28 protein-coding genes are annotated in these 24,827 nt (G+C 65.4%); 9 read left to right on the top strand and 19 right to left on the bottom strand.

Going from position 1 to position 24,827, the window contains the following annotated elements; translation table 11 throughout:
• Positions 1-20 precede the first annotated feature (20 nt).
• Genes NIBR502770_RS00310 through NIBR502770_RS00300 form a run of 3 tightly spaced genes read left to right on the top strand, consistent with a single transcriptional unit; the run spans position 21 to position 1,206 of the window.
• The gene (locus tag NIBR502770_RS00310; protein WP_141180633.1) at positions 21-227 is read left to right on the top strand and encodes a hypothetical protein; all 207 of its coding nucleotides are present in this window, start codon (positions 21-23) and stop codon (positions 225-227) included.
• Positions 227-796 carry a DUF2269 domain-containing protein gene (locus tag NIBR502770_RS00305; RefSeq protein WP_246857231.1) on the top strand — a complete coding sequence of 190 codons (570 nt, stop codon included), beginning with the start codon at positions 227-229 and terminating at the stop codon, positions 794-796. Before NIBR502770_RS00310 ends, NIBR502770_RS00305 begins: the two co-directional genes overlap by 1 nt.
• Positions 793-1,206, top strand: a complete 414-nt coding sequence (locus NIBR502770_RS00300; RefSeq protein WP_141180632.1) for a hypothetical protein — start codon at positions 793-795, stop codon at positions 1,204-1,206. Before NIBR502770_RS00305 ends, NIBR502770_RS00300 begins: the two co-directional genes overlap by 4 nt.
• 222 nt (positions 1,207-1,428) lie before the next feature.
• On the opposite strand, the gene NIBR502770_RS00295 is transcribed toward NIBR502770_RS00300, so the two are convergent.
• The 13 genes from NIBR502770_RS00295 to NIBR502770_RS00235 all read right to left on the bottom strand — a co-directional run bounded on the left by NIBR502770_RS00295 (position 1,429) and on the right by NIBR502770_RS00235 (position 12,565).
• Complete coding sequence (locus tag NIBR502770_RS00295) at positions 1,429-2,088, bottom strand: TlpA disulfide reductase family protein (protein ID WP_141180631.1); 660 nt, start codon at positions 2,086-2,088, stop codon at positions 1,429-1,431.
• Positions 2,089-2,210: 122 nt separating this feature from the next.
• A complete protein-coding gene (locus tag NIBR502770_RS00290) occupies positions 2,211-3,128 on the bottom strand; it encodes a cytochrome c oxidase assembly protein (protein WP_141180630.1) in 918 nt (305 codons plus the stop codon).
• 2 nt (positions 3,129-3,130) lie between these two features.
• Positions 3,131-3,385 carry a hypothetical protein gene (locus tag NIBR502770_RS00285; RefSeq protein ID WP_141180629.1) on the bottom strand — a complete coding sequence of 85 codons (255 nt, stop codon included), beginning with the start codon at positions 3,383-3,385 and terminating at the stop codon, positions 3,131-3,133.
• A gap of 30 nt (positions 3,386-3,415) precedes the next feature.
• Positions 3,416-4,051, bottom strand: a complete 636-nt coding sequence (locus tag NIBR502770_RS00280) for a DUF3105 domain-containing protein (RefSeq protein WP_141180628.1) — start codon at positions 4,049-4,051, stop codon at positions 3,416-3,418.
• Positions 4,048-4,953, bottom strand: coding sequence for a prolipoprotein diacylglyceryl transferase (lgt, locus tag NIBR502770_RS00275; protein WP_141180627.1), 906 nt, complete (start codon positions 4,951-4,953; stop codon positions 4,048-4,050). Before lgt ends, NIBR502770_RS00280 begins: the two co-directional genes overlap by 4 nt.
• A gap of 12 nt (positions 4,954-4,965) precedes the next feature.
• Entirely contained in the window at positions 4,966-6,546 is a 1,581-nt protein-coding gene (locus NIBR502770_RS00270) for a multicopper oxidase family protein (protein WP_141180626.1), read from the bottom strand.
• Between the two features lie 36 nt (positions 6,547-6,582).
• Positions 6,583-7,332: a cytochrome c biogenesis CcdA family protein gene (locus NIBR502770_RS00265; protein ID WP_141180625.1), complete on the bottom strand. Its 750-nt coding sequence runs from the start codon at positions 7,330-7,332 to the stop codon at positions 6,583-6,585.
• Positions 7,333-7,336: 4 nt separating this feature from the next.
• Positions 7,337-8,218 (bottom strand): F510_1955 family glycosylhydrolase, encoded by an 882-nt coding sequence (locus tag NIBR502770_RS00260; protein ID WP_141180624.1) that lies wholly within the window; start codon positions 8,216-8,218, stop codon positions 7,337-7,339.
• Positions 8,219-8,287: 69 nt separating this feature from the next.
• Positions 8,288-8,890, bottom strand: coding sequence for a DUF305 domain-containing protein (locus NIBR502770_RS00255; protein ID WP_141180623.1), 603 nt, complete (start codon positions 8,888-8,890; stop codon positions 8,288-8,290).
• 139 nt (positions 8,891-9,029) lie between these two features.
• The gene (locus NIBR502770_RS00250) at positions 9,030-9,503 is read right to left on the bottom strand and encodes a hypothetical protein (RefSeq protein ID WP_141180622.1); all 474 of its coding nucleotides are present in this window, start codon (positions 9,501-9,503) and stop codon (positions 9,030-9,032) included.
• A gap of 194 nt (positions 9,504-9,697) precedes the next feature.
• Positions 9,698-11,947 (bottom strand): cation-translocating P-type ATPase, encoded by a 2,250-nt coding sequence (locus tag NIBR502770_RS00245; RefSeq protein WP_141180653.1) that lies wholly within the window; start codon positions 11,945-11,947, stop codon positions 9,698-9,700.
• Positions 11,948-12,000: 53 nt separating this feature from the next.
• The gene (locus NIBR502770_RS00240) at positions 12,001-12,228 is read right to left on the bottom strand and encodes a heavy-metal-associated domain-containing protein (protein WP_141180621.1); all 228 of its coding nucleotides are present in this window, start codon (positions 12,226-12,228) and stop codon (positions 12,001-12,003) included.
• Between the two features lie 19 nt (positions 12,229-12,247).
• Positions 12,248-12,565, bottom strand: coding sequence for a metal-sensitive transcriptional regulator (locus NIBR502770_RS00235; protein WP_141180620.1), 318 nt, complete (start codon positions 12,563-12,565; stop codon positions 12,248-12,250).
• A 256-nt stretch (positions 12,566-12,821) separates the two neighbouring features.
• On the opposite strand from NIBR502770_RS00235, the gene NIBR502770_RS21305 reads away from it, so the two are divergent.
• From NIBR502770_RS21305 to NIBR502770_RS00215, 4 genes are all read left to right on the top strand, one after another.
• Positions 12,822-13,214 carry a hypothetical protein gene (locus NIBR502770_RS21305; RefSeq protein ID WP_210418843.1) on the top strand — a complete coding sequence of 131 codons (393 nt, stop codon included), beginning with the start codon at positions 12,822-12,824 and terminating at the stop codon, positions 13,212-13,214.
• Positions 13,215-13,566: 352 nt separating this feature from the next.
• Complete coding sequence (locus tag NIBR502770_RS21390) at positions 13,567-13,905, top strand: heavy-metal-associated domain-containing protein (protein ID WP_246857230.1); 339 nt, start codon at positions 13,567-13,569, stop codon at positions 13,903-13,905.
• Positions 13,906-13,982: 77 nt separating this feature from the next.
• A complete protein-coding gene (locus tag NIBR502770_RS00220; RefSeq protein ID WP_141180618.1) occupies positions 13,983-16,487 on the top strand; it encodes a cation-translocating P-type ATPase in 2,505 nt (834 codons plus the stop codon).
• 1,168 nt (positions 16,488-17,655) lie between these two features.
• Positions 17,656-17,937, top strand: a complete 282-nt coding sequence (locus NIBR502770_RS00215; RefSeq protein WP_141180617.1) for a hypothetical protein — start codon at positions 17,656-17,658, stop codon at positions 17,935-17,937.
• Between the two features lie 131 nt (positions 17,938-18,068).
• Here the strand turns inward: NIBR502770_RS00215 and NIBR502770_RS00210 are convergent, their stop codons facing one another.
• The 3 genes from NIBR502770_RS00210 to mobC are packed head-to-tail and all read right to left on the bottom strand — an operon-like array spanning position 18,069 to position 20,844.
• Positions 18,069-18,827, bottom strand: coding sequence for a hypothetical protein (locus tag NIBR502770_RS00210; RefSeq protein ID WP_141180616.1), 759 nt, complete (start codon positions 18,825-18,827; stop codon positions 18,069-18,071).
• Positions 18,828-18,836: 9 nt separating this feature from the next.
• Positions 18,837-20,441 carry a relaxase/mobilization nuclease domain-containing protein gene (locus NIBR502770_RS00205; protein ID WP_141180615.1) on the bottom strand — a complete coding sequence of 535 codons (1,605 nt, stop codon included), beginning with the start codon at positions 20,439-20,441 and terminating at the stop codon, positions 18,837-18,839.
• A gap of 7 nt (positions 20,442-20,448) precedes the next feature.
• A complete protein-coding gene (gene mobC / locus NIBR502770_RS00200) occupies positions 20,449-20,844 on the bottom strand; it encodes a plasmid mobilization relaxosome protein MobC (RefSeq protein WP_246857239.1) in 396 nt (131 codons plus the stop codon).
• 248 nt (positions 20,845-21,092) lie between these two features.
• Between mobC and NIBR502770_RS00195 the strand changes: the two genes are divergently transcribed.
• Positions 21,093-21,398 (top strand): hypothetical protein, encoded by a 306-nt coding sequence (locus tag NIBR502770_RS00195; protein WP_141180614.1) that lies wholly within the window; start codon positions 21,093-21,095, stop codon positions 21,396-21,398.
• Between the two features lie 587 nt (positions 21,399-21,985).
• On the top strand, positions 21,986-22,516 hold the full coding sequence (locus tag NIBR502770_RS00190) for a DinB family protein (protein WP_141180613.1): 531 nt from the start codon (positions 21,986-21,988) through the stop codon (positions 22,514-22,516).
• Positions 22,517-22,642: 126 nt separating this feature from the next.
• Here NIBR502770_RS00190 and NIBR502770_RS00185 read toward each other — a convergent pair whose 3' ends face one another.
• The 3 genes from NIBR502770_RS00185 to NIBR502770_RS00175 all read right to left on the bottom strand — a co-directional run bounded on the left by NIBR502770_RS00185 (position 22,643) and on the right by NIBR502770_RS00175 (position 24,736).
• Complete coding sequence (locus NIBR502770_RS00185) at positions 22,643-22,981, bottom strand: YnfA family protein (RefSeq protein ID WP_141180612.1); 339 nt, start codon at positions 22,979-22,981, stop codon at positions 22,643-22,645.
• A gap of 233 nt (positions 22,982-23,214) precedes the next feature.
• Entirely contained in the window at positions 23,215-23,526 is a 312-nt protein-coding gene (locus tag NIBR502770_RS00180) for a thioredoxin family protein (RefSeq protein ID WP_141180611.1), read from the bottom strand.
• A gap of 37 nt (positions 23,527-23,563) precedes the next feature.
• Positions 23,564-24,736, bottom strand: coding sequence for an ATP-binding protein (locus NIBR502770_RS00175; protein ID WP_141180610.1), 1,173 nt, complete (start codon positions 24,734-24,736; stop codon positions 23,564-23,566).
• Between the last annotated feature and the right edge of the window lie 91 nt (positions 24,737-24,827).

The raw sequence follows: 24,827 nt of genomic DNA, 5'->3' as shown, positions 1-24,827 counted from the left end.
CAGCGCCGTAGAGTCGACGCATGGCAGAAGAGGATAGCTTCATGGATGACGTGCCCACCGACCGCGACGTCACGGCGGACTCCAAGCCCGGTGCCGGGGTCGGGCGCGGGCCTGTCACCGGGCCACCGCGCTGGGTGAAGGTTTTTGGAATCATCGCAATCGCCCTTGTTCTGCTGTTTGTCATCATCCACCTGGCCGGCGGCGGTATGGGCAGCCATACGCCGTGATGACTATGACACCGCGCCTCCGTAGAGTCGCGCTCACCGCACATGTCCTTTCCTCGGTGGGCTGGTTCGGCGGGGTCGCCGCTTTCCTGGTTCTCGCGGTTGCAGGCCTGGCCAGCCCGGATGCTCAGTTGGTGCGGGCCGCCTATCTCGTCATGGGATTGATCGGGTGGTTTGTCATTGTCCCGTTGGCACTCGCTTCGCTGCTCACCGGGGTTGTCTCATCTCTGGGCACCACGTGGGGCCTGTTCCGGTACTACTGGGTCCTGATCAAGTTGCTGATAACCGCACTCGCTACCGTTGTTTTGCTGGTGCATATGGGCCCCATTAGCGGTCTTGCCGCTGCGGCGGCAACGGCGTTACCTGGTTCCGATTTTCAAGGGCTGCGAATCCAGATCGTGGTCCAGGCCGGTGCCGCGCTGTTGGTATTGTCCGTGGCGACGGCGCTGTCAACGCACAAGCCGCGGGGTATGACCGGCTACGGGCAACGACAGCAGCGCAGAGTCCTCGAGCCTGCTCTCGACGCGGGCCCGGCAGCGCCGAGGGGCAACCCACGAGGGGGAATCGAATGAAACTACACCGGAATCCCGACAGCGAAACCGCCGCCCAGGCAGGCGGCATGATCGCCGCCCTTTCCCACATCGACAGCGCCGGCTTCCATGGCATCGACATGGCACTGGGCGGCGCCTCGCCCACGATCGACCCGTCCTGGGCCGGCCACGTCCGCAAGGCGCGGATCGCGGCCGCCTCCGTTTCCTGGCCGGATGACCTCCAGCCCCAGTTGACGGCCTTTACAGATGCCGCCGGGCGACTGGCCGCCGCACTCGATGAGGGCGACACGAAGGCCGCCAGCGTCCCCGCGAGAGAGGTCCACGCAGCCTGGCACACCCTGAGCAACCGGGCCTGGAACTACCTGGCGAAGACCTCCGGCATTGAGAAAGAAGGCGGCCCGGCCGGACACCAGCATCATCGGGCGCCGTAGGTATCTGGGTAGGCTCCGGACATCGCACTGACGTGATGGCCCGTGGTGTTGCTCGTATCTCTGGTGGTGAGGTGGGCGGTGGGCTGGAGCCTCCCGCCGCCGGAGCAGTAACCCTGCGGCCCCTTGCAGGCCGGCGGCCCGCCAACGCGGGCAGCTTCGCCGGGGCCTTCCGGTGCGATGCGGTTCTCTGCCCCGCCCTTGCGGGGGCAGCCGGGTTCCGAGCTACCCTCCGCCCACGGCGCCGGCGATGAGGGACTTGAGGATGCCTTGATCGGCCAGGCCGAGGATTCTGGCGGCGACCCGTCCCTGTTTGTCGAGTACGAGGGTAGAGGGGACCGCCTGCGGCGGCACGTACTGTGTCATGGCCAGCAGGATCCCCCCATTTTTGTCCTGCATGCTGGGGTAGGTGATTCCGAAGGTCCGCTCGAAGGCGGCAGCTGCGGCTTCCTCATCGCGGACGTTCACGCCGTAGAACAGGACATTCTGTGGTTCGAACTCTTTCCAGAGCGCTTCCAGCCTGGGAGCTTCGAGCCGGCACGGGGCGCATGCGGCGTACCAGAAGTTCAGCACGATCACTTTTCCGGCCCAGTCACGGGAGCTAACGACCGTCCCGTCGTACTGTTCCCCCGTTACTACCACCGGTGGCTTCCGGTCGGCTGCGGCATATTCGGTGACGGAGCCGTCCCCTGCGATGTAGTTTTTGTTGTCGCCGGCTTTGGCCTGTTGGGCAAGGGCGTCGCCGGAGGCGCATCCGGCGAGGCCTGTGGCGCCCAGTGCACCCAGAAGGGCTGAGGCGAGCAGGCGGCGCCGGGAGAAACCCGGCGGTGTCTCCCGGGTCCGGGAGGCCGAGGCTGACGGCGTTGGGAGGCTGGGCTCATGCATGGCTGTCCTTTGATGACGGAATTGCAGTTTCGAGGCGAGGTTGGGCAGGGTTGGAGCAAGACACACCCCAGCGGGTATGCGTGTGACCGCTTCGCCAAACCTCGCCGACGGGATATGAACCTTCAGTTTTCTGGCGGACCATTGTTACCGCGGGGCGGGTGGGGGCCGTTCAGGTGTTCGCGGTTCAGCGCTTCCAGCTGGTCGTCGGTGAGGCTGTCGAAGGAGGTCGCCTCGTTCCGGTCGCTGCGGGCGAACCGGACGAACATCAGGATGATGAGCGGCACGTCGACGATTTCGGCTAGGAACCACAGCAGGTCCCCGGCGAGCTGCTGGTCCCGCAGCGCGCCGGGCAGCCAGCCCGGATGCCCGGTGAGGGCCTGGGTTGCCCCGTCCAAGATTTGTGGGCTGATGCGCATCATGATCCCCGGGACGGCGTCTGCGACGAGTTCGATGAACACGTAGATGAATTCGACGATGATCAGCGCGCTGACGGCCTTGGCCGATTCGTCTTCGATGATCGGCACGACCATCAGCATCCCGGTCAGCGGCACGAGGATGGTCAGGGCCACGTCCCAGAGCGGCTCGGTCCGCAGGGGATGGAACAGGGGTGTCAGGAAGAGGGTGAACATTCCCAGACCCAGCAGAGCGGCAACGACGGTGTTGCTCAGTGCCCTCATCAGGCCGTGTCCGAGGAATGTCTGAAGCCGTGCCGCTCCGGCCGGTCCCAGGGTTTGCCGGGCAAGGGTCAGGGGTTTGCCCGCGGTGACCAGGAGCGGGACGATGAAGAGGTAGGCGGTGATCTTCAGGGTGAAGACCCAGCGCAGGTCGTGGCTGTAGACGCCGGTGAACCCGAAGCTGAGTGCCGCGAAACTGCCCAGTCCCAGGACGTAGAACGTCAGGGTCCGCCGCCACGGCCAGCGGATCCCGCGGCGCCGGGCCGTGCGGAGGCCGCGCGCATACAGGACGGCGGCGGGGACCAGGAGTGCCAGGGCCGGCCAGTTCAGGGTCCACGAGGTCAGGACTACGTCCCAGGGCGGCATGCTCAGCGCCTGGTCTCGGTGCGCCCGGCGACAACGGCGCCGATGAGGAGCAGCACGCCGCCGGTGGGGTAGCCGATGAACATGTCCTCCGTGATGCCCGGTCCCTGTCCGGCGGGTGCGAGGTGGGCGAACCAATGGCTGATGAGAACGAGGGCGCCGGCGGCCATGAGGAGCTGGCCGATCCGGACGAGCCTCCGGTGCCGGCGGTAGCGGGACTCGGAGTCGGCCGCTGCTTTGGGCTTGTGGAACTTCTTCACGGGTTGTCCTTTGCTTGACCGGTGGTGCGCTTAGCCGTTGGTTCCGCCGGTGCAGGGGGCTCCAGGTTCCGGTGCTTTCGGGGACTGGGCGTAGGCGCCGATGAAGGCGGGGATGCGGGGATCGCCGGCGTCCGGGACCGCCAGCTGGGTGCCCCAGGCGGTGGCGATGACCGGGGCGCTCTGGTCTTTGTCCGGGCTGAGCAGGACGTAGGGCTTGTCTTTGGCCAGAGCGGTGAGTCTGGTGATCTCGGCCGCGGGCAGGCCGGGGGTGTAGGTGATCCAGACGGCGCCGTGTTCCAGGGAATGGACGGCGCGTTGTTCGTTGACCGGGTCGGTGTAGATGCCGCAGTTTGTCCAGACGGGGGAGTGGTCGCCCCCGACGCCGGGCTCCTGGGGGTAGGCCACGGCGTTCTGGACGTGGTTGCGGGACAGGCCGGCGAAGGTCTGGATCCCGTCGATGGGTTTTTTGGCCGCTTCGGCCGCCGCGTTCCGTTGCTGGATGGACCCGGCAACAACGAAGGCGACGGCGGTGATGATGGCGGCCAGGAGCAGGCCGAAGCCGCCGTAGACGAGGATGTTGAACCGGCGCCGTTTGGCCTGTTGCCGGTCGCGGATCGCGGCGACGATGGCCTGGTGTTCGGAGGGTCGTTTGCCGGTGTTGTTCATGCGGGTATTCCTTTGCTGGGCGCTTCAGAGTCCTGCTTCAGGACGGGTGCGGGTGGGACGGCGGAGCGGGGACGGGTCCTGAGCCGCTGGAAGAGGGCCAGCCCGGCGAGGAAGAGCAGGCCGGAGACCCAGGTGTTGACCCGCAGGCCCAGAATCAGGTTTGCGGGGTCGGAGCGCATCAGTTCGAAGACGAAGCGCCCAGCGGTGTAGAACACGACGTAGAGGGAGAAGACCGCCCCGGCACCGAGTGTGTACCGGCGGTCCAGGAAGATCAGCAGCGACGCTGCGGCCAGGCACCAGAGGGACTCGTAGAGGAAGGTGGGCTGGAAGTAGCCGAGGACGTCCGGTGTGCCATCGGGGGCGGTCAGTGCCTGTCCGGTGGCCGGGTTTATGGCGTGGATCTGGAGTTTCCAGGGCAGGTCCGTGGGCTCGCCGTAGAGTTCATTGTTGAACCAGTTGCCCCAGCGGCCCAGGCCTTGGGCAAGGAGCAGCCCGGGGGCGGCCGCGTCCGCGAAGGCTGCGAAGGGGACCCCGGCACGGCGGGCGCCGATCCCGGCGCCGACGAGCCCGAGGGCGACGGCTCCCCAGATCCCGAGGCCGCCTTCCCAGATCCGCAGCGCGCCCCAGGGGTCCCTGCCCTGGCCGAAATAGAGTTGGTTGTCGGTGATGACGTGGTAGAGCCTGCCACCGACGATGCCGAAGGGCACCGCCCAGGCCACGATGTCCAGGGTCTGGGACGTGGTGCCGCCCCGGGCCCGGAGGCGGCGGGCGGTGAGCCAGACGCCGACGACGATTCCTGTCAGGATGGCGAGGGCGTAGAAGCGTATGGTCAGCGGCCCGAGCTGGAAGGCGCTGACGGCGGGGGAGGGGAAGAACAGTTCTGTCGCGACAGGGGTGTTCATGGTCGGGGTCCCTTATTTGATGTAGGAGAAGACGCCCATCATGCCGCGCTCGGCATGGTAGGCGTTGTGGCAGTGGGTGAGCCACTGGCCGGGGTTATCGGCGTCGAAGATCACCGTGACGGCCTGTTTGGCACGGACGATAACGGTGTCTTTGCGGGCCCCGCCGTCGCCGACCTGGAACGTGTGGCCATGGAGGTGCATGGGGTGCCACATGTCGGTGTCGTTGATGAATCTCACCTCGATGCGTTCGCCGGCTTTGATCTCGAAGGCGTTCTCGAACGGCTTGTTCATGTCGAAGCGGCGCCCGTTGATGCCCCAGTCGTACTTGGCCATACCGCCGGTGAGTTTGAGTTCGTGGGTGCGGTCCGGCGCTTTGGCCGCCAGGGTGACGACGGGGTCGGCCTTGAGCTGGCCGCCATCCACGACGGTCCCGTCCAGCGTGTCCGGCAGGGTGGCGGCAAGGGGCTGTTTGCCCGTGCCGGTGCTGATGAAACCCAAAGCCTGGCCGGTTTTGCCTTCGGGAAGTGCCATCACGGGGGTGAACCCTTCCCTGACGGTGAGGAGGGCATCGATGCGTTCGCCCATGCCCAGCACGACAGCGTCGACCTCCTGGTGCTGGACAGGAAATCCGTCGGTATGGGTAAGGGTGATTTTCTGGCCCGGGACGCCGACGCGGTAGGCGGTGTCGCCGGCGGCATTGATGATCCGCAGACGGATCACCTGTCCCGCCTTCGCCGTCAAGATCTCCGCTTCCTCCGGCCCTTTTGAGTTGAACAGGTGGAACGGGTAGCTGACGTCGCCGGCGTCGCCGCCGAGGAAGTCGCTGCGGGAGCCCATCAGCATGTGCTTCATCCCCATGCCCCTGGCTCCATCGGTGCCGGTAGGCGAGGGTGAGGCTTCCATGGACCCGGACATGGTTCCGTGGTCCATGCCGGGCATGGACATGCCTTCGGAGAGCTCGTTCAGGACATCGTCCGGGGTGCCGGTGATGCCTTCCATCCAGTCATCCAGGACGATGACCCAGTCCCGGTCGTAGACGAGTTTTTCGGCCGGGTCCTCGATGATCAGCGCCCCGTAGAGGGCGCGTTCGCGCTGCATTTCCACGTGGGAGTGGTACCAGTACGTGCCGGGGTGAGGGAGCCTGAAATCGTAGCTAAACCCGGCGCCGGCCGCGACGGCGTCCTGGGTGAGCCCCGCGACGCCGTCCTGATCGTTCCGCAGCGCAAGGCCATGCCAGTGGATACTCGTCGGGTCCGTCAGCCGGTTGGCCAGTGATATCTGGAGCCGGTCGCCCGCCGTGGCCCTGAGTACCGGGGCGGTCAGGCCGCCGTCGTAGCCCCAGGTCGTGACCGGCTTCCCGGCGACCGTTGTCTGGAAGGATCCGGCGATCAGGTTCCGGGTGACCGTTTTTCCGCTGAACGCCCTACGGGCTTCGTAGTCGGCGACGAGCGGGTCGGTTGACAGGACCCGGGCCGGAAGGCCCGCGGGGACCCGCGTGTTGGTGCATGCCGCCAGGGCTGCGGCGGCGGCCCCGGCCACGGACAAGCCCAGAAAGCGGCGCCGGCCCAGGGGGTGATCGGTGTGGTTGTTCATGTGGAGTCCTTCGGAGGCGGACGTGAGCGCCGCGTGTCAGATGGGGGTGAGGAAGGTCCCGGAGAGGTTCTGAAGCTGATAGATCCACTGCACCCAGAGTCCGCTGACCATGAGCACGCCCAGGATGATCAGCATGGAGGCTCCGGCGATGTTGACCACCCGGATGTGTCGACGGACGAAGGCCAGGGCGGTGCTGACCCAGTTCAGGCCCATGGCGGTCAGGCCGAAGGGGATGCCCAGGCCCAGGCAGTAAGCGAAGGCCAGCAGCGCCCCGCGGCCCGCGCTGGCGGTGGTGACGCTCAGGGACAGGACGGCGCTGAGCGTCGGCCCCATGCAGGGGGTCCAGCCGAGTCCGAAGACGATGCCCAGCAGCGGTGCGCCGGCCAGCCCTGTCCGGCGGCCAAGGGTGATCTTGCGGGTCTGCTGCAGCCAGGGGATGAATCCGAGCAGGGCCGCGCCCATCAGGATCACAAGGACGCCGAGGCCGCGCATCAGGACATCCTGCCAGCGCAGGAGCCACGATCCGATCGCTCCGAACGCCGCCCCGTAGAGCGTGAACACGGCGGCGAAGCCGAGCACGAAGAGACCGACCCCGGCCATGACCCGGCGGCGGTTGCGCGGCTGGGTCGGGTCGGTCAGCCCGGACACATACCCGAGGTAGCCCGGCACCAGGGGCAGGATGCAGGGTGAAAGGAATGACACCAGCCCTGCCGCCATGGCCAAGGGAATGGCGATGACCAGGGCCCCGGAGGTCACCGTGGATGCGAAGAATCCGCCGATGTCCATCGGTTCAGTCGGCGTCAGAGGGCCGGAATGTGGTCCCGCCGTCGGTGGAAACCACCAGCCCCGTGGAGGTGGCGGCCCAGATCCAGGGGTTCCCGTCCGTGCCTTCCGTTGCGGCGACGGCCTGGACCTCGCCGGTGATTTTGCCCGTCTGTTTCCAGGTGGAGCCGGCGTCCTCGGAATAGTAGACGGTCCCGTCGGGTGCGGCGCCGATGGCTTCCTTGGCGCTGGCGAATGCGGCGAACTGGATGATCGGGGCGGATTTGTCCAGCGCCCAGGTGGCACCGCCGTCAGTCGAGCGCTGCACGCCCTCCTGGGTGGTGGCAAGGACGGTGTCGCTGTAGGGATTCCCGGCCAGGACTGCCGGCATGAACCCGGCGGCGACTGTTTTCCAGGTTTTGCCGTCTGTGCTGGTGCGCAGTGCTCCGTCGAAGGCCACAATCCCGGACTTGGTCGTCGTGAGCGCATGGAAGTCGGATTCGTTCTGCCGGGAGAGCTGTTCCCAGGTCTTGCCGCCGTCGCTGGTCTTGATCAGGCCCAGCGGGCTGGGCAGCGACGAGCCTTGGCCCGGATGGCCCGAAGCATAGAACACGCCCTGGTCCATGGCGGGGGCGAACCCCATGAGGTCGTTGGTGGGGCCGACTTTGACGGCCGGCTTTTTGGACACGTCGTACAGGCCTTCGTGGGTGGCCAGGAGCACCTGACCGGTTTCGCCGTTAACGCTCAGACCGTGGATGTGGGCGCTGGGAAGGGTGTTCGCGGCGTTTTGAGGTGGGGTTGGAACGGCGGGGCCGGTTGCCGGGGCGCAGGCAGACAGGGTCAGGACAAGGCTGGCCGCCGCAGCGGCGACGACTGCGAACCGCAGACGCGGGATCAGTGAAAAGTGCATTGAGGACTCCAGGACGGGGACGGAAGGAAGGAGCGTCGGCACCGGCCCGTGGGGGACCGGTGCCGTTGGCTAGAGGGTGCCCAGCAGATCCTTCATTTCCTGGATTTCCGCTTGCTGGGAAACCACGATGTTCTTGCTGAGAGCGACGGCGTCGGTGTTCTTGCCGCCTGATTCTTCAGTCTTGGCCATCATGACCGCCCCTTGATGGTGGGCGATCATCTGGGTCAGGAACAACTTGGCCGCGTCGGTGCCCTGGGCGGTCTGGAGCTTACCCATGTCCTCCTCGCCCATCATGCCGGTCATGCTGTGGCCGCCGGACATTTGGCTCGGCTCGTTCCAGGTCTTGAGCCAGCCGGTCATGGTGGTGATCTCCGGTCCCTGGTCCGCTTTGATCTTCGTGGCCAGGGCGGTCACTTTCGGGTCGATGCCCTGTTTCTTGAGCATCATGTCGCTCATTTCCACAGCCTGTGTGTGGTGGGGGATCATCCCCTGCGTGAACATGGTGTCGGCTGCGTTGTGGTCCGCGGCGGCAGCCGGGGCGGAGCTTGAGGAAGTTCCGGAGCTGCCATGGTTCATGCCGGGCATGCTGCCGCCGCTGGAGCCGGCAGAGCATCCGGCCAGCGCGATGGCAGCTGCGAGGGCGGTCGCTGAAATTGTCAGAATTTTTTTCATGGAAATCGGGGTCCTTGAACATCAACCGGCGCGGGGCGCCGATGGCTGGCGACGCGCACGGCAACGAGGCCGGAGTTCCGGCAGGGCGCGTCAGGGCGAGGGTTGATGCGCCGGTGAGGACACGGCGCGGTTCAGCCGCTTACGTCCGGCTGATGCAGAGCTGGCCCGGAGAAGGACTTCCCGGAAGATAGGAGTATGCGGAGGCCGGGGTCGGCGCATCGGCATCGTTGTGCGCTGCAAAAGGGGTCTGGCCGGGCAGCGGGGCTGCCAGCGATGTGTTGCCGGGGGACGGAATGCACGAGGCATCCATGGATGCCATCATGGCGCACCCCCCCAGGTCAGCACACGACGGTCCCGGCATGGACCTCGTATCCGGTAATGGTGAACTGTCTATGACCGGTGTGGCGCTGGGGGCATGGGACGAGTGCGTGGTGGCCGGTGGCTGCATCACATGCTGCATCTCCACGCCCTGGACGGCGGTGGATGCCGGCATGCTGTGGGGGCCGGTCATGACATGCATGCCGAAGATCCCGGCGATGATGGCCAGCAGACCGGCAAGCAGGCTCGCTCGGCGGAGGAACGCCGCAGCGCGGCGGGGTAAAGCGTCGATCACGAAGTTCCTCCTCCCAAACGGGTTGCCTTCCATAAAGGATACCGGGCCACCTTGGCGTCTACGTCGACAGCGGCCAAGTGCTCTCAGTGCCGGCGTGAACACCAGGAACCAGACCGTCACGCATTCTCTATCGTGGGTGGCCTCCACCGGCCCTGTGTTTCGTGGTGCGGGAATGCCTGCAACTGGAACCGGGGTTAGCCGACCGGAACGGGCAGGGCGGCAGGCGGATGCGCTGCGGGATCCGGAACCGCCCTCCCGTCGAAGCGGCGCAGGCGCAGCGAATTGCTGACGACCAGGACCGAACTGGCGGCCATCGCGGCGCCTGCGATCATCGGATTCAGCAGCCCCAAAGCGGCGACCGGGATCCCGATGGCGTTGTAGAAGAAAGCCCAGAACAGGTTGGTCTTGATGGTGGCCAGGGTGCGGCGGGACAGCTCGATCGCCTGGGCGACCTGGTCGAGGTCGTTTCCCATGACCGTCAGGTCGGCCGCGGCGATCGCGACGTCCGTCCCGCTGCCCATGGCTATGCCCAGATCAGCCTGCGCCAGGGCCGCTGCGTCGTTGACGCCGTCCCCCGCCATCGCCACCGTAGCCCCGGCTGCCTGCAGCTTCCGGACCGCATCAACTTTTCCTTCCGGCAGAACACCCGCAAGGACATCCCGGGCCGGGATGCCCACGTCGGCGGCAACGATCGCCGCGGCGGCGGCATTGTCGCCAGTCAGCAGGATGGGCCGGAGTCCGAGCGCTTTGAGCCGGGCGATAGCCGCGCCGGAGCCGTCCTTGACTGTGTCGGTGAGGCTGATGATTCCCGCGGTCAGGCCGTCGACGGCGACCCAGATGACGGTGGCGCCGGTTTCCTCCCGTGTTTGCAGGGCCGCGCGATGGCGGTCCTCCACGATGATGCCGTTGTCCTGGAGCCACCCGGCGCGTCCGGCGACCACTTGGCGGCCGTCGACGGTTCCCCGGACGCCTCCGCCGGGTGCGCTCTCAAAGCCGGTCACCGGCAGCAGCGGTCCATTGAGGTTGGCAGCGCGGGCGATAGCCTGGGCGATCGGATGCTCGCTGGCGGTTTCGACCGCACCGGCCAGGGCCAGGATTTCCTCTTCGCCGGCGCCGGTGAAGCTGTGGATTCCCGCGACAGAAAGTCGCCCGCTGGTCACGGTGCCGGTTTTGTCCAGCACGATGGTGTCGACCGTGCGGGTGTCTTCGAGGACTTGGGGGCCCTTGATCAGGATTCCCATTTGGGCGCCTCGGCCGGTTCCGGTCAGCAGGGCGGTCGGGGTGGCAAGGCCGAGCGCGCAGGGGCAGGCGATGACCAGGACCGCGACAGCGGCGGTAAAGGCGGACTGCTGGTCGCCGGTGGAGAGCATCCAGATGGTGAAGGTGGCTGCGGCAATGGCGAGGACAATCGGGACGAAAACGGCGCTGATCCGGTCGGCCAGCCGGGCAATGGGGGCTTTTCCGCTTTGTGCCTGGCTGACCAGCTTGCCCATCTGGGCGAGCGTTGTTTCGCTCCCGACGCGGGTCGCCTTCACCAGTAGCCGGCCATTCGTGTTGATCGTGGCCCCGGTCACGGTGTCGTCCACGCCGACCTCTACCGGCAGCGATTCACCGGTGATGAGCGAGGTATCGACCGCGCTTTGCCCGTCCACGACGAACCCGTCGGTGGCAATCTTTTCCCCCGGACGGACGAGGAAGACATCTCCGGGCTGCAGCCGGTCCGCCGGCATCCGGACCTCGGCCCCGTCGCGGATTACCGTGGCCTCCTTAGCTCCCAGATTGAGCAGCGCCTTCAGGGCATTTCCTGCCTTCTGTTTCGCGTTCGCCTCCAGATACCTGCCCAGCAGCAGGAACGTTGTGACGACGGCGGCCACTTCGAAGTACAGGGCGTGGGCGCTCATATCCATGCCCGGGTGTTCGGTCAGGGCCGGATCGGCCAGCAGTTGCCATGTGGAAAACAGGAAAGCTGCACCCACGCCGATGGACACCAGCGTGTCCATGGTGGAGGCCAGGTGGCGGGCGTTGACGGCGGCGGCGCGGTGGAAGGGCCAGGCCGCCCAAGTAACGACGGGCAGGCTGAGGGCAAATGCCCACCAGCCCCAGTTCGGGAACTGCGCGGCCGGAATCATGGAAATGATGAGCGCCGGCAGTGTGAGGGCGGCGGCGAGCAGCAGCCGGTGCCGCAGTGCCGCGGCCGCCGCCGGTTCGTCCCCGGAGAGTTCCGCCACCTCGGTACCATCGTCAGGCAGGTTGCGGGCAGTCGGAGCCGCCTTCAGCCGGGCCGAATAGCCGGTGGCGGTGACAGTGTCGAGGATCTGCTGGTCCGTGACTGATTCGGGCACGGTGATCTGGGCGGATTCCAGCGGCAGGTTGACGACCGCGTGGACGCCATCGAGTTTCCCGAGTTTGCGTTCAACCCGCGCAACGCAGGAGGCGCAGGTCATGCCCTGAATATCGAGGTCAATGACGCGCGTGTTGGCCAAGGTTACTGACTCCACTAGTACGCTCCGCCGACGACTGTGTAACCCGCTTCGGCGATGGCTTCGCTGATTTCTTCCGGGTCAAGCTCGGACGCTGAGGTGATGGTGGCTACAGAAATGCCGTCCTTGTTCAGTTCGACGGCGACGTCCTGGACGCCCTCAAGTTCCTGGAGCTCTTCGCTGACCGAGGATACGCAGTGGCCGCAGTGCATGCCGGAGATGCTGACGGTGGTGTTGACGCTCATGGTGATTCTCCTTCTAGTCCTAGCGCAGCAGGCGTCCGATGGCGTCTGCTGCTTCCTTGACTTTCGCCCCGCCCGCCTCAGGTGACTCGGCCGCGGCGTTGACAACGCAATGGCCGATGTGGTCTTCCAGCAGTCCGAGACTGACTGCATGCAGTGCCTTGTTGACGGCCGCGACCTGGGTCAGGATGTCGATGCAGTACGCATCCTCATCGACCATCCGGGCAATGCCCCGAACCTGGCCTTCAATGCGCTTGAGCCTTCTCAGGTAGGCGGCTTTGTCTGAGGTGTAACCGTGCTCAGCTACGAGAGCGGCGGTGGCGTCAGTGGTTTCGCTCATGGCTTCTCCTCGGGTATGGCAACACTGTATACCCCCATAGGGTATAAAGTCCACTACCCCCAGGGGTATTACCGGGCGCCCCTCCGGGGTGCAGTTCCTGCGGTGATGTCGTAGAGGTCACCGGCAGACTTCGAAGGCGTCGCGAGGGAGCCGGGGATGGTGACGGCGTCACCGCTTCTTGTAATCTGGCCTCACTAGTCGGCAAAGAGGTCTGTTCGTGGGCGAACCGTTATCTGTCCTGTTCGGTGGATCGCTTGTGGCACTGGCTGCGGCACTTGGGCTGATGACGTCCCGCTCCCATCCGGAGCGGGACGGTGATGCCGTTCCTGCCCTGAGCCGCCGGATGGTTCTCGCAGCTGGCGCCATCCTGGCTGCCCTTGGTCTCTACGTCATTCTGGTCCCTGGGATGGGTATCGCTCCAGCGGAGAGCGGGATGACTGCCGAACTTGGACTTGGGCTGATGCTGTTGGCGGGGATCTGGTTTATCTTCCGCAGAGAGGTCGTCCGCTACCAGTTGTGGGCGGCGTCGGCAATCTACGACCTTGAAACGCCGCTCGACCCGGCTCAGGTGAAGGCTGCTGAAACCCTGGGCGTGTGGATTCGGAGCCTGCTCTTCCTGTCCGGACTTTCATTATTGTGCTGCGGTTGATCTTGCGTTAGGCCTCGCAGGCAGTCGCGGCAACTCGGTGGGTGGGGTCGCCGGGGTCGTTGAACGCCGGCTAAACCGATGGAGCCGGCACGTACAGGGTGGGGGCCAAGCCTCTGGCCGGCAGGGCTCGGTACGACTCCATGCTGCGGGGCGGCGCTACAGGGGCGTGCGCGAGGTCGTCCTGCCTGTGACTAATAGGATTCAACAAACCTTGACCGTATACCCCTAGGGGGTATACGGTCAGTTCACCGGAAAGTCGCGTCCGAGCCGACAGGTTCACACGCAGCGAAGGTCCCGCGGGGCTGCACACCGAGCGGTCCCGTTCCTAAACAGCGAATGAATGGACCGAACCGTGAGCGATATTTACCCCACCCCATCTACTCCCGCCGCCGAAACTTCCGGCTGCTCCTGCTGCGCTCCGGCACCGACGTCCGGGCTGCAGATCGGCCGCCCTCAAAAGGACACCGGCTCCATCGTCGTGACCGACTACGAGGTCGAGGGCATGACCTGCGCAGGGTGCGCCTCGGGAGTGACCACGCAGTTGAAAAAGGTCACCGGCGTCACGGATGTACGCGTTTCCCTGGCTCCGGGCAAGACATCCACGGTCACCGTCGCCAGCCGCTCACAACTGTCGCTGGACGATGTCAGAGGAGCCGTGGCAAAGGCCGGATACAGCCTGCACAGGAGCTAGGCCATACACCCGCTTCCTAGAAACCAGGGGCCGGACCGGCGTCCCTGATGCCTGGCATCAATATCGGAAGAGTAGCAATGCCACAAACACTCAAAAGCACAACGGTCGAAGTCCAGGGTCTGCAATGGGCAACGTCCAAAGCCATCATCGAAAAAGTGCTCGGCAGTCAACCAGGCATCACCGCCGTTGATGCGAACGCTGTTGCCCAAACGGCCACGGTCACCTTCGACCCGTCCCGGACCTCCGTTGAGCAGATCAGCGGCTGGATCACCGATTGCGGCTACCACTGCCGTGGACAGTCAGTGCCGAAGCACATCTGCTTCCCCATGGAGGAACCGGCAGCCGCGTCGGCCACCGCCGCCCCGGCAACCGGCGAGCACCACCACGGCGAGCATGATGGTCACGCTGCCCACCCCGCGTCCGCGCAGGCGGTGACGGACACGGGTCATGAGATGCCTCCCGGCATGACTGTGCCTGGCCACGTGCACGCTCCCGGGCCAGAGCCGCGCAGCCCACAGGAGATGATGGGCCACGGCGGCCACCACGGCGGAATGTCGATGGATGACATGGTCCGGGACATGCGCAACAGGTTCCTTGTCGCCGCCGTCCTGTCTGTCGGCGTGACGCTGTTCTCCCCGATGGGCCGCGACATGCTCGGATTCACCGCCCCGACGCCGTTCGGCCTCCGCGACGACGTCATGGCCCTCATCCTTTCCCTGCCGGTGATCTTCTACTCCGCCTGGATCTTCTTCGACGGCGCCTACCGGGCGCTGAAGGCCCGCACCCTGGACATGATGGTGCTGGTCGCGATCGCCGTCGGAGCCGGCTGGCTCTACAGCCTCGGGGTCACGCTGACCGGCGGCGGCGAGGTGTTTTACGAGGCTGCCACCGTCCTGACATCCTTCGTGCTGCTTGGCCACTGGTTTGAAATGCGCGCCCGTGGCGGAGCCAACGAGGCCATTCGTACTCTGCTCGAACTGGCACCGCCGGTCGCGGTCGTCATCCGCGACGGCGAAGCCGTGGAAGTCCCCACATCCGAGGTCCAAACCGGCGACCTGCTACTCGTCCGCCCAGGGTCGAAGATCCCTGTCGACGGCGAGGTCGAGGAAGGACAGTCCGAGGTCGATGAATCGATGGTCACCGGCGAAAGCCTGCCAGTCAGCAAGACGGTCGGCTCGGAGGTGATCGGGGCATCGATCAACACCACCGGCACGATGCGGGTCCGCGCCACCAAGGTCGGCGCCGACACCGCCCTGGCCCAGATCGTCGCCCTCGTCCAGGAGGCCCAGAACTCCAAGGCCCCCGGGCAGCGCCTGGCCGACCGGGCCGCGTTCTGGCTGGTTCTGGTCGCCCTCATCGGAGGAACCGTGACCTTCGCTGCCTGGCTCGCCCTAGGCGCCGGAGTGCAGACAGCCCTGCTGTTCGCCATCACGGTCGTGGTCATCACCTGCCCCGATGCCCTGGGGCTGGCCACACCGACGGCCATCATGGTCGGCACCGGACTGGGCGCCAAACGAGGCGTGCTGTTCAAGAACGCCACGGCCCTGGAAACGTCGGCCCGGATCGACACCGTGGTCATGGATAAGACCGGGACCCTGACGAAGGGCGAACCCGAAGTGACCGACGTCGTCGTCGATGGCATCGACGAAATCGAACTCCTGGCCCTCGTCGCCGCCGTGGAGCAGGAATCCGAACACCCGCTGGCCGCCGCCGTCGTCCGGTATGCACGCGAGCAGGGTGCGCCTGTGCTGGCTGCCTCCGAGTTTCTGAACGTGCCCGGCCACGGCGCCGGAGCCTCCGTCGACGGACACAGGATCCTGGTCGGAAACCGGAAGCTCATGGCCGATCAGGGGATCGACCTGGGCGCCCTGGCCGCGGTCCGTGACGACCTGGCCGCAACGGGACGCACAGCGGTGCTCGCCGCCGTCGACGGACGCGCCGCAGCGGTCATCGCCCTCGCCGACGCCGCCCGGGACACCGCGGCCGCCGCCGTCACAGCACTCCATGAGGCCGGCATCGAAGTCGTCATGCTCACCGGTGACAACGAGGCAACCGCCCGGCGGATCGCTTCCCAGCTTGGCATCGACACCGTCATCGCCGAGGTGCTCCCGGGCGACAAATCCGCCAAGGTCGCAGAACTGCAACAGGCCGGGAAGAAAGTCGCCATGGTCGGCGACGGCGTCAACGACGCCCCGGCCCTGGCCCAGGCGGACCTCGGCATCGCCATCGGCGCCGGAACTGACGTGGCTATTGAAACCGCCGACGTCGTGCTGATGCGCTCCGATCCGCTCGACGTGCCGATCGCACTGCGGATCGGCAAGGGAACCCTGCGCAAAATGCGCCAGAACCTCGGCTGGGCCGTCGGCTATAACGCAATTGCCCTTCCGATCGCCGCCGGCGTCTTCGCATTCGCCGGAGTGGTGCTCAGCCCCGAGATCGCGGCGCTCTCGATGTCAGGCTCCAGCTTCCTGGTCGCCGTCAACGCCTTGCTCCTCAAGAGACTGCGGCTTCCCCGTCCGGGCCAGCCGGGAGCAGCCCCTGTCGCAGCATCCCGTCCGCTTGCCCCGGTTCCGGGCCGATAGGAAACTGCCGTGGCCGGCACGGTCAGGTTCACATCGGCGAGGATGGGAGGGGCAGACTGTGGATCATCCTGGCCGGTCTGACCCGGTCCGTGGGATCGCATTAGGCTGATTCATAGACGCCGATATCGAAGCTTCCGTCAACCTAAGTTGACGTAATATCCGATATCGGCGTTTGATTTTCCCTGGGGGAGGAGTCCCAGAAGCGGTCAGGTATCCCCGGCAGAGCAGCCCACCGAGAGCAGCCACAAGCCTGCTTGCCGCGGCGCGGCAATCGGCCGACATGCACGGCAGCCATCAGGTCCCCTTCCCGACCGTAAAGTCCAATACCGGCGTTCTGTGTTGCCGAATCCTGATCCGCGGGTACCGTATTTTGCGTCCACGGTTCCAATGGATCCCGCGCTCTTCCTGTGGACCTGATCTCGCCTCTAGTTCCGGTGCCTCGGTCCGGTAGGCTGACCTCAAATATGCAGAGGGGGCGGACTTGGCCTGGCAGGTGGAAAGTTCCAGCACGCGACGGGACTGGGTGCAACTGCGCATTGTTAGTGCCGTGCTGGCTTTCGTACTCCTGCTCGCGTGCACCGTTGCCAGCTGTCTCACCGGGTCCCATCCTTCGACAGCCACTGCTCACGGGATCCAATCGCTAGGTTCGGCCCATGCCCACCCCGTGGCGGAGAATCCGACGATTGGCGCGGTGCCGGCGTTTCATGTCGACCAGCGGCCAAGTTCGGAGACGTCATTCACTGCCGTTCCGCATGCTGCCGGGCCGGAGTCACTCCTGACGAGCAACCATGATTGTGCTCACAGCGCGTCTGGCCCCAGCGTCCGCGATCCGGGCCGCGTCATGGCACCGAATCCGCAAGTCCTGCATGCCGCAGTAACTGCCGCGCCCCTCGCGGACTGCAGTGCGTCAGTTTCCCCCGCTTCCGGCCCAATCCATGGTGGCTCACTAACGCCATCACTCGTTCAACTTTCTATCAGCCGGACGTAAAGCCGCCGCCCGGAAGTCCGCAGAGCCGGCCCGTGCTGCCGGCCCGTCCGCGGCAGCACCCGAGCCTGGACCGCTGCCGGCGATGCCGGCGAACATGTGCCGGCTCTCGCCCTGCCCGAAAATCCTGCATATCAAACATGCCCACGCCGCCATCGCCCGGCGCATGGAAGGTTCATTGTTATGACGAAAACCCAATCGCTAGTAGTCGCGACCGACGGTTGTTCCACCGTCGCGGACGCGATGATGGAACTCCAGACGATGCTCGACGATTCTCTCGCCGACGCGTTGGCGCTGCTCGAAGAAGAGGGGAGCCGGCTGTGGTCCATCGAGTCCGGGACGCATGCCGTTACTTCAGTTCCGACTAGTCCGGGTTCGCCCGCGCATCCCGGCCCCCTGCCGATAATCCAATATGTGGCGTCGGCAATTGTATTGATTACCTATCAGGAAGCCGGAGCCGCCTAGGCGGGAACGCAAGATCCAGCCCCAGTGCTTCGTACATGCCAATCGGGGATGCGGTTGCACCGAAGATCAGGTCCCGGGGCGCAGACGCGGAAGCGAGCCCGCCATCCGGCCGGATTCGCTTCGGTTTCTCTCTATCGTTGGAGGCCCCCGCGTTCCAACGACGGTCCCTTGGTAGCCGTCTTGGCCATCCTCGAGGTCTTTGCCAGCGAGGGCTTCACCGCGACCGCGGCCGTCGGGTGAGTGCCCTGGTGTTTGTCCGCGACTAGCCGGGAGTTGACCGCCTCGCGGTCACCCTTGCCTTCGAGGCGTTCGGCCAGTTGCTGGCGCCGTTCGGGGGAATCGTAGGCCGCTCCGGCCTGCGCCTTGTGGGCGGCGTTGTCCTGTCTGTTGGCGCTTGCAACTGCGGCGCCGGCTGCGGCTTCATCGGTGCGCGCAGCCGAGGCTTTGGTCCGTTCGGTTTCGGCTTCGGAGCGGGCCTGCTGCGCGCGGGCGAGGGCTTCAGAAACGGACCGTTCATCCGACCCCGGGTTGTTCACGTCGATTCCGTAGCGGCTTCGCACCTGTTCTCGGATCTTCTCTGATGCCTGGGCGGCTTCGGGGTCGTAGGCCTTCCATGCCATGGCTGTCTCGTGGACGCATTCGATCATTTCGGGGGTGGCTTTGTCCCACCAGTCATCCCGTGGAACCGGTGCGAGCTGGGCCCGGGCTGCCGCGTGCTGGGCGTCGAAGCGTTCCTGCAGCTGGCGTGCCCGGTGTTCCTCGGCGGCGGCGATATTGCGCTGCTCTTCTTCCCGCATTCTGGCCAGCTGCTCCCCTATCCGGCTGGCTACCATCAGCCCGGTCCGCATCGCACCGTCTACTGCATCGTCCATTCCGTCTGCTTCGCTCATGCTCTTCCCCTATCGCTCGATGCCTGGATTCGGATGCTGGTCTCGGTTCGGCTCTTCGGGCCGGATGGACCCGGCCTGCTGCAGTGTTCGGTCCGGTTTAGTGAGTGTCGTGGGGACGGGCGAGCCGCCCCGTGACCGTTCCGCGATGAGCCGTGCCCGGAGGGCTTCTTCGCTGGCTTCCGGGTGCTGCTCCCGCAGTGTTTCCATGGTCAGAGGCCGCGCCGTGATGGTTTGGGCGGTGGCGCTGGCTTCAACGACCCTGCCGGCGGCGACCACGGCTGCGGAGAGGCCCCGGACCCGGCGGAGGTCATCGGTGGCCTTGTGCATGTCGTGGATGGCACGGGCGGTCTGGGCGAGCTGCCGGAACATGAGAGCATAGGCGGCCCGGTCGCTCTTGGACGTCGCGGCCAGGAGGATCATGGTGGCCCCGCGTGCCGACGGCAAAGCAACTGCCGGCCGTGACGGGTAGCGCCGGAGCTGGGCTGATTTGGACAGCTCCCGTGCGGCGTCCGCCAGCGGCCCGGGAGTGGGTTCGATGCGTCTGGACCATGCACCGAAAGCTGCCGATGTTTCGCGGGCTGCCTGCGCCCAGGCAACGTGGTCACCGTACGGGGTCGTGGCCAGCTTCTCGCGCAGTGCCTGGACGTCGTTGGCGTACTTGTTCCACAGCTCGGCCGACGGCTGCAGGGTCTCCCGGCCGGGGCTTGCCGGTCTGCGGTTGCGTGCTGCGGCGTTCCATTCCGCGACAGCGGACGCCGCTGACTCCGGGGTGCTTTCCCACTCGGCCCGGAGCTTGGGCAGGGCGAGGTCACGACCCAGGGAGTTCCCGCCGAACCAGACGGCACGCTCGCCCTTCCGGGGGCGTTCGGCCACGGAGTACCCGGTCACGACGTCGGTGCGGCCGGCCGCGTAGCGGGGGCGCACGAGCATGCCCTCCTGGCGTGCCCGGCGGACAAACTCTGCCTCATCTGTCGATGCTGCGGCGCAGACGCGCACCTTGCGGGCGAGGCTGTGCCGCTCAACTTCCGTCAGTCCGTGGCGGATGGCTTTGGACTGTTCAGCCGGGGTGAATCCGCGCTCGGCGCGCAGGGTCCCGACAGCGTTCAGCCCGTACTTCTTCTCCAGTGTCCTGGCAGCTTGCTGGGACTTGTATTTACTCTTCCAGCTGTTCCATTTGGTGCCGTCGTCCCGGACCATGCTGGCCACGATGTGGATGTGGTCGTTGCCGTTTTTGCTCAGTCCGTGACGGACCGCGACCCACCGGGCGGGGGCTCTTCCGCCGTCCTCGGTGAAGTCCAGTTCCTTCATGAAGTCGTTGGCGATGGCACTCCACCGCTCCTCGCTGAGCTGGCCTTCTTCTGCGGCCAAACTCAGTGAGCAGTGGAAGACGTGTCCGCCGTCTACCTCGGTTTCGAAAAACTGCTTGGCCCGGTCCAGGGCGTTGGCAATATCGAGGGCAGCGTCGCGGTTCAGCTCGTTGTCGTCGTGCCAGGCCATCAGCGCCGAATCGCCGGCAACGAGGTGCGGTTCTTCGTGTTCGTTTGCACGTCCCGGGCCCGCGAGGTAGATCATCAGACCCGCCATGCGGTCGCCCTGGGTAATGTTCGGAATCACGGAGCAACTACCGCCCGGCCATGTCGGCGAGCTGACGGTCGATTCGGATAATGACAGCCCGCGCGTGGGCGATGGAAGCGGCAGCTTCTGCGGGCACTTCCCCCGTCGCATTCGCGTGCTTGGCGATCTGGTTGATGTTGTTCGCCACGGTCCCGACGAGACGCTGCAGCGTAGAGAGCTGCATGAACTGATCACGCCGCTCCGACGGGTTCTCCGTTCCCTCGCTGAGCGCAGCCTCAATCAAAAGCCGCGGGATGGTCACGCGGTGCTTCTCCGCCAGGGCAAGAAGCTTGGCTTCCTCTTCCGGACTGACCTTGACCTCGTGACGGTGCATCCGGCCGCCGTCAACATTCGCCCGCCGACGACGGGACTTCCAGCCGGCGAAGCCGTTGCCTTCACTCACTTGTCCCGCCCTTCGAATTTGCCAGCGCAGCGAACCCGGAAACCCGGGGATCACACTGACAAGTGTGCCGCATCCGAGACGACAAGTCGAGGATCGAGCAAACTTAGCCGGGCTAAGTTACCAGCTTGCTCCGTCGGCGATACTTCTGCTGAATTTCAGCAACTAGGCAGGTGGTTCCGTAGAGCCAGCACCACTGACAGATTCCGAGGGGCCGTGAAAACGTCACTCCGTCGGGCTAGGCTGAGGGCATGGCAATCATCGACATTGAACAGACACGCAACCAGGCCAGGGCCCTCCTTGATTCGCGCATTGAGTCTGTCACTGCACTGGTGAAGACCCGCCAGCGGATCTCGGATCTGAAGGAACAGTTGACGGAGGCCGAACGAGACGACAAGCGCGCTTACGTCCGCGCCACCAAGGACGGATGGAGCCCCGAAGAGCTCAAGAAGCTAGGTCTCGAATCAGGCGCTGCGGGGCGCCGGCGCAAGACGGCCAACCGCGGCGAAAGCGGTAGCGCTGCGGTTGGTCAGAAGGAAAGCAACAGCGGAGAGTAGCGTTGCCCCTCGCCCACTTGGGCACGGCAAAAGCTCAACCCTTCGGGCTTTTCCCGCACACAGGTGGACGACCGGACCCAACGGAACGGCTGCACACCATCGCCAGGTCACCACGGGAGCCTAGCTGACCGATGAGACCGGCGATCCTGCACAGCCTCCAGAGCGTCGGTACAGCACGACCCGGCCGTCCCCATGGACCAAGACAGCCGGCCCCGTCACCACGAGAGGGGGCCGGCTTTGATCAGTCCTGACGACTGGCCCCCGACCGTGAAAGGCACCACCCTGGTCCGGTCCAACCGCGACAAGGAGCCGGTATCGCTGCCCCTGGTCGAACCTGTGCAGTGGAAGTCTCCCCCGACTCGGCCTGGTCAGGCAGGTCGTTCCGCCACCCACTCCGCGCACGGACCGGAGCTGTCCCCCGCTGGTCGGACCCGTCGACAAGTGACCGGCGAATACTGTCTTTGCCCTAAGTGCTGTCAAACGCCCCGGCTCGCGCTGTCGCGCCCCATAATGAAGCCATGGGCAGCGGCTCGCGGACACACCCGGACCGCGGCCGGATTCAGGCATGAAGAAGGGGACGGCACGACGTGGAACCAACCAAAGCGGACATCGTGGCCGGCTACGGGGGCGCCTGCGACGCCCTTGGTGCCTGGCTGGAGAGCGCGACGGCCGCTGATCTTCGACGAGGGAGTAACGGGACCCGGTGGACCAATGAGGAACTGCTCTTTCACATGGTGTTCGGCTACATGATCGTCCGCGCGCTGCTACCGATGGTCCATGTCATCAGCCGGCTCCCCAGGCCGGTCGGCACAGCGTTCGCTGCCGTCCTGAACGCCGGAACCCGGCCCTTTGACGTCGTGAACTACTGGGGCTCCCGGGCTGCGGCCCTCGTCTACAACAAGCAGCGGATGGCCCGGAAACTCGACAAAACCATCACCGCCATTTCGCGCCGGCTGGAACGCGAGAGCCCCAGGTCGTTGTCACGGTCGATGCCATTTCCGGACCGGTGGGACCCGTTCTTCGCCCCGACCATGACACTCAACGACGTCTACGCCTACCCCACACTTCATTTCGACTTCCATGCCCGGCAGCTAAGTCTCAGCCAACCGCTCCGATAACGGGCCAGTCGTACTTATGAACTGGCTGCAGCGTGACAGGCGGCTGGCCGGATGCTCACGTGAGAGTGCCTTGAACCCGGTTCCATCCTCCGGCGAGCGAAGCCCCTGTTCAGCAGCTCCTCGGAGTCAGCCGGCGTTCCGCGGCGCGAACATGATGATGGCGACACCCGCCAGGCAGACTGTTGCACCGACGACGTCCCAGCGGTCGGGTCGGAAACCGTCAAAAACCATGCCCCAGGCAAGGGACCCGGCCACAAACACGCCACCGTAGGCAGCCAGGATGCGTCCAAAGTGCGCGTCAGGCTGAAGCGTGGCAACAAATCCATAGATGCCAAGGGCGATGACTCCGAGCCCTGCCCACCACCACGACCTGCCCTCCCGTACGGCTTGCCAGACCAGCCAGGCCCCGCCAATTTCGGCAGCTGCGGCAAGAATGAAAAGCAGTACGGATTTTGCGATCGTCATGGATCCATCATCGCCTGCCGGTCGCGATTGAAGCCGGACCACCAGCAGCTCACCAGATGTGGGTAGTGCCCGGCACGTGGCAGCGCCGTCGTCAGTTTTGTTCGGCGTGATCCCGTTGGAGCCGGAGGGCAACCCACAGGCCACAGCGCCGGCAGATGTAGGCAGGTTCGGTCCCAAGGGCATGCAATTTTCGACGCTGCTTCACCCTGCCGCAGCACGAGCAGGTGGCGGTGTCAGAGTCCACTGTTCCTGAGGGCTTTCGTTAGCTGCTCAAGGGTGGGCAGGCCTGCATATCCATTGGGAGTCATGTAGATGCGGCAGGCCAAATCGTTCGAGGATGCTCCGTTCGGGAAGATATCGGTTCCGTTGACGGTGATCGTCGGTGAACCGGCAAATCCGGTGCCCTCAATATCTGATGCGGACTCGAGAAGACGCATATGGACTTCAACGTCGGTGCGTCCCAGGGCGGTCAGCGCTGCTTCAAGACGCTCGTATGCTTTGGCTGAGTTGGGACACTCATCAATATGGAGCAGTTCTAGTCTCATGAAGCTATTGTCCCTGCCGGACTGGCTTCCAGTGTGGTTACTCTTCGAACTGGCGGCTGATGAAGCCTGACATGCCGGGAACGGTGAAGCGGACGGCGCCATGGTCGGGGGCGTAGATGAGGCCTTTGGAGATGAGGCTGGAGCGGGCGACGGTCAGCTGGCTGGCTGCCCGGTTGAGCCGGGAGGCCACTTGGGCGGTGGATGAGGCTTCGTCGTGGTCGTCGGCCATGGCGCGGAGATACTGGCGTTCCGCGGGTGTCGCCCGCTGCCAGCGTGCCCTGAAGAAGCCGGCGTCGAGTTGTTCCGTGCCTATTTCGATGGCCAGGCGGGCGTCGTCGAGGTTGACTGTTTTGCTGGAGGCCACGTCCCAAACGGCCTTGCCGTAGGCCTGCAGGAAGAAGGGATACCCGTCTGCTGCCGTAACGAGCGCCCGTAGGGCATCTGTGTCCACGTGGGCACCGAGCTGGTTCATCGGGAGGCTGATGGCGTCGGCTGCCGACGCGTGATCGAGGGCTCCGATGGTGCGGTAGTCAAAGAGGCGTTCTGAGTAGGACCTTGTGGCGCTGAGCTTTCCAGGCAGGTTGGGCAGCCCGGCCCCGATGATGAAGAACGGCCAGCCTTTCTGGCCGGCCATGTGCTGGACCGAAATCAGTGCACCCAGCAGCTCGTCGTCGAGGTCCTGCATTTCGTCGATGAAGATCCCGAAGCCGCTGCGGGATTTGGCCATGGCCGTTGCGATGTCTTCAACGAGCTCTTCGAGGTCGATGTCCAGGTTTCCGGAGTCCGCGCGGCCCTCTGTGGTGCCGAGTGTGGCTGATACTCCCGTCACGCCGAGGGTTACGTTGAAGGAGCCGATGCTGCCCAGGACACCCTTGACGTAGTCCCAGGCGGACCTGGTCCGCAGCCTCCTTGCCCCCGCCTCGATTGCCCGGGCCAGTTTTTGCCGTGTGGCCTTGCGGCCGTCCGGCGAGGGTTGGGCTTCTATCTGCACAACGAACCAGTCATGTCGCTCAGCTTGTGCGGCGAAGTTGTTCAGCAGCACGGTCTTGCCGACTCCCCGGAGTCCGGACAGGAGCATTCCCCGCTCAGTGGCTTGGCGTTTGGTCCTGACGATCAGGCGGTCGAACGCTTCGATTTCTGCTTCGCGTCCCTCCAGCGCGGGAGGCTTGAGTCCGGAGCCGGGGGCGAAGGGGTTCATGTCGGAGTCCACACGAGAAGTCTATAGAAGAATATGAGCCGGTATAAGGATTTCTTTATACCCTCGTATATTTTTTTATGAACTCAGAAACAGACAGACACCG

This window comes from Pseudarthrobacter sp. NIBRBAC000502770 (assembly GCF_006517815.1).
Taxonomy (GTDB): Bacteria; Actinomycetota; Actinomycetes; order Actinomycetales; family Micrococcaceae; genus Arthrobacter; species Arthrobacter niigatensis.
This window is presented reverse-complemented; position numbering and strand designations above follow the sequence as displayed.

Bases quoted from the DNA above. Each gene is read 5' to 3' on its own strand.
- lgt (WP_141180627.1), bottom strand. From the start codon at position 4,953: ATGAACACCCCTGTCGCGACAGAACTGTTCTTCCCCTCCCCCGCCGTC.
- NIBR502770_RS00245 (WP_141180653.1), bottom strand. From the start codon at position 11,947: ATGACCTGCGCCTCCTGCGTTGCGCGGGTTGAACGCAAACTCGGGAAA.
- NIBR502770_RS00235 (WP_141180620.1), bottom strand. From the start codon at position 12,565: ATGAGCGAAACCACTGACGCCACCGCCGCTCTCGTAGCTGAGCACGGT.
- NIBR502770_RS00305 (WP_246857231.1), top strand. From the start codon at position 227: ATGACTATGACACCGCGCCTCCGTAGAGTCGCGCTCACCGCACATGTC.
- NIBR502770_RS00220 (WP_141180618.1), top strand. From the start codon at position 13,983: ATGCCACAAACACTCAAAAGCACAACGGTCGAAGTCCAGGGTCTGCAA.
- NIBR502770_RS00260 (WP_141180624.1), bottom strand. From the start codon at position 8,218: ATGCACTTTTCACTGATCCCGCGTCTGCGGTTCGCAGTCGTCGCCGCT.
- NIBR502770_RS00180 (WP_141180611.1), bottom strand. From the start codon at position 23,526: ATGAGACTAGAACTGCTCCATATTGATGAGTGTCCCAACTCAGCCAAA.
- NIBR502770_RS00310 (WP_141180633.1), top strand. From the start codon at position 21: ATGGCAGAAGAGGATAGCTTCATGGATGACGTGCCCACCGACCGCGAC.
- NIBR502770_RS00300 (WP_141180632.1), top strand. From the start codon at position 793: ATGAAACTACACCGGAATCCCGACAGCGAAACCGCCGCCCAGGCAGGC.
- NIBR502770_RS00185 (WP_141180612.1), bottom strand. From the start codon at position 22,981: ATGACGATCGCAAAATCCGTACTGCTTTTCATTCTTGCCGCAGCTGCC.
- NIBR502770_RS00290 (WP_141180630.1), bottom strand. From the start codon at position 3,128: ATGCCGCCCTGGGACGTAGTCCTGACCTCGTGGACCCTGAACTGGCCG.
- NIBR502770_RS00295 (WP_141180631.1), bottom strand. From the start codon at position 2,088: ATGCATGAGCCCAGCCTCCCAACGCCGTCAGCCTCGGCCTCCCGGACC.
- NIBR502770_RS00210 (WP_141180616.1), bottom strand. From the start codon at position 18,827: ATGAGCGAAGCAGACGGAATGGACGATGCAGTAGACGGTGCGATGCGG.
- NIBR502770_RS00265 (WP_141180625.1), bottom strand. From the start codon at position 7,332: ATGGACATCGGCGGATTCTTCGCATCCACGGTGACCTCCGGGGCCCTG.
- NIBR502770_RS00195 (WP_141180614.1), top strand. From the start codon at position 21,093: ATGGCAATCATCGACATTGAACAGACACGCAACCAGGCCAGGGCCCTC.
- NIBR502770_RS00255 (WP_141180623.1), bottom strand. From the start codon at position 8,890: ATGAAAAAAATTCTGACAATTTCAGCGACCGCCCTCGCAGCTGCCATC.
- NIBR502770_RS00280 (WP_141180628.1), bottom strand. From the start codon at position 4,051: ATGAACAACACCGGCAAACGACCCTCCGAACACCAGGCCATCGTCGCC.
- NIBR502770_RS00270 (WP_141180626.1), bottom strand. From the start codon at position 6,546: ATGAACAACCACACCGATCACCCCCTGGGCCGGCGCCGCTTTCTGGGC.
- NIBR502770_RS00215 (WP_141180617.1), top strand. From the start codon at position 17,656: ATGACGAAAACCCAATCGCTAGTAGTCGCGACCGACGGTTGTTCCACC.
- NIBR502770_RS00240 (WP_141180621.1), bottom strand. From the start codon at position 12,228: ATGAGCGTCAACACCACCGTCAGCATCTCCGGCATGCACTGCGGCCAC.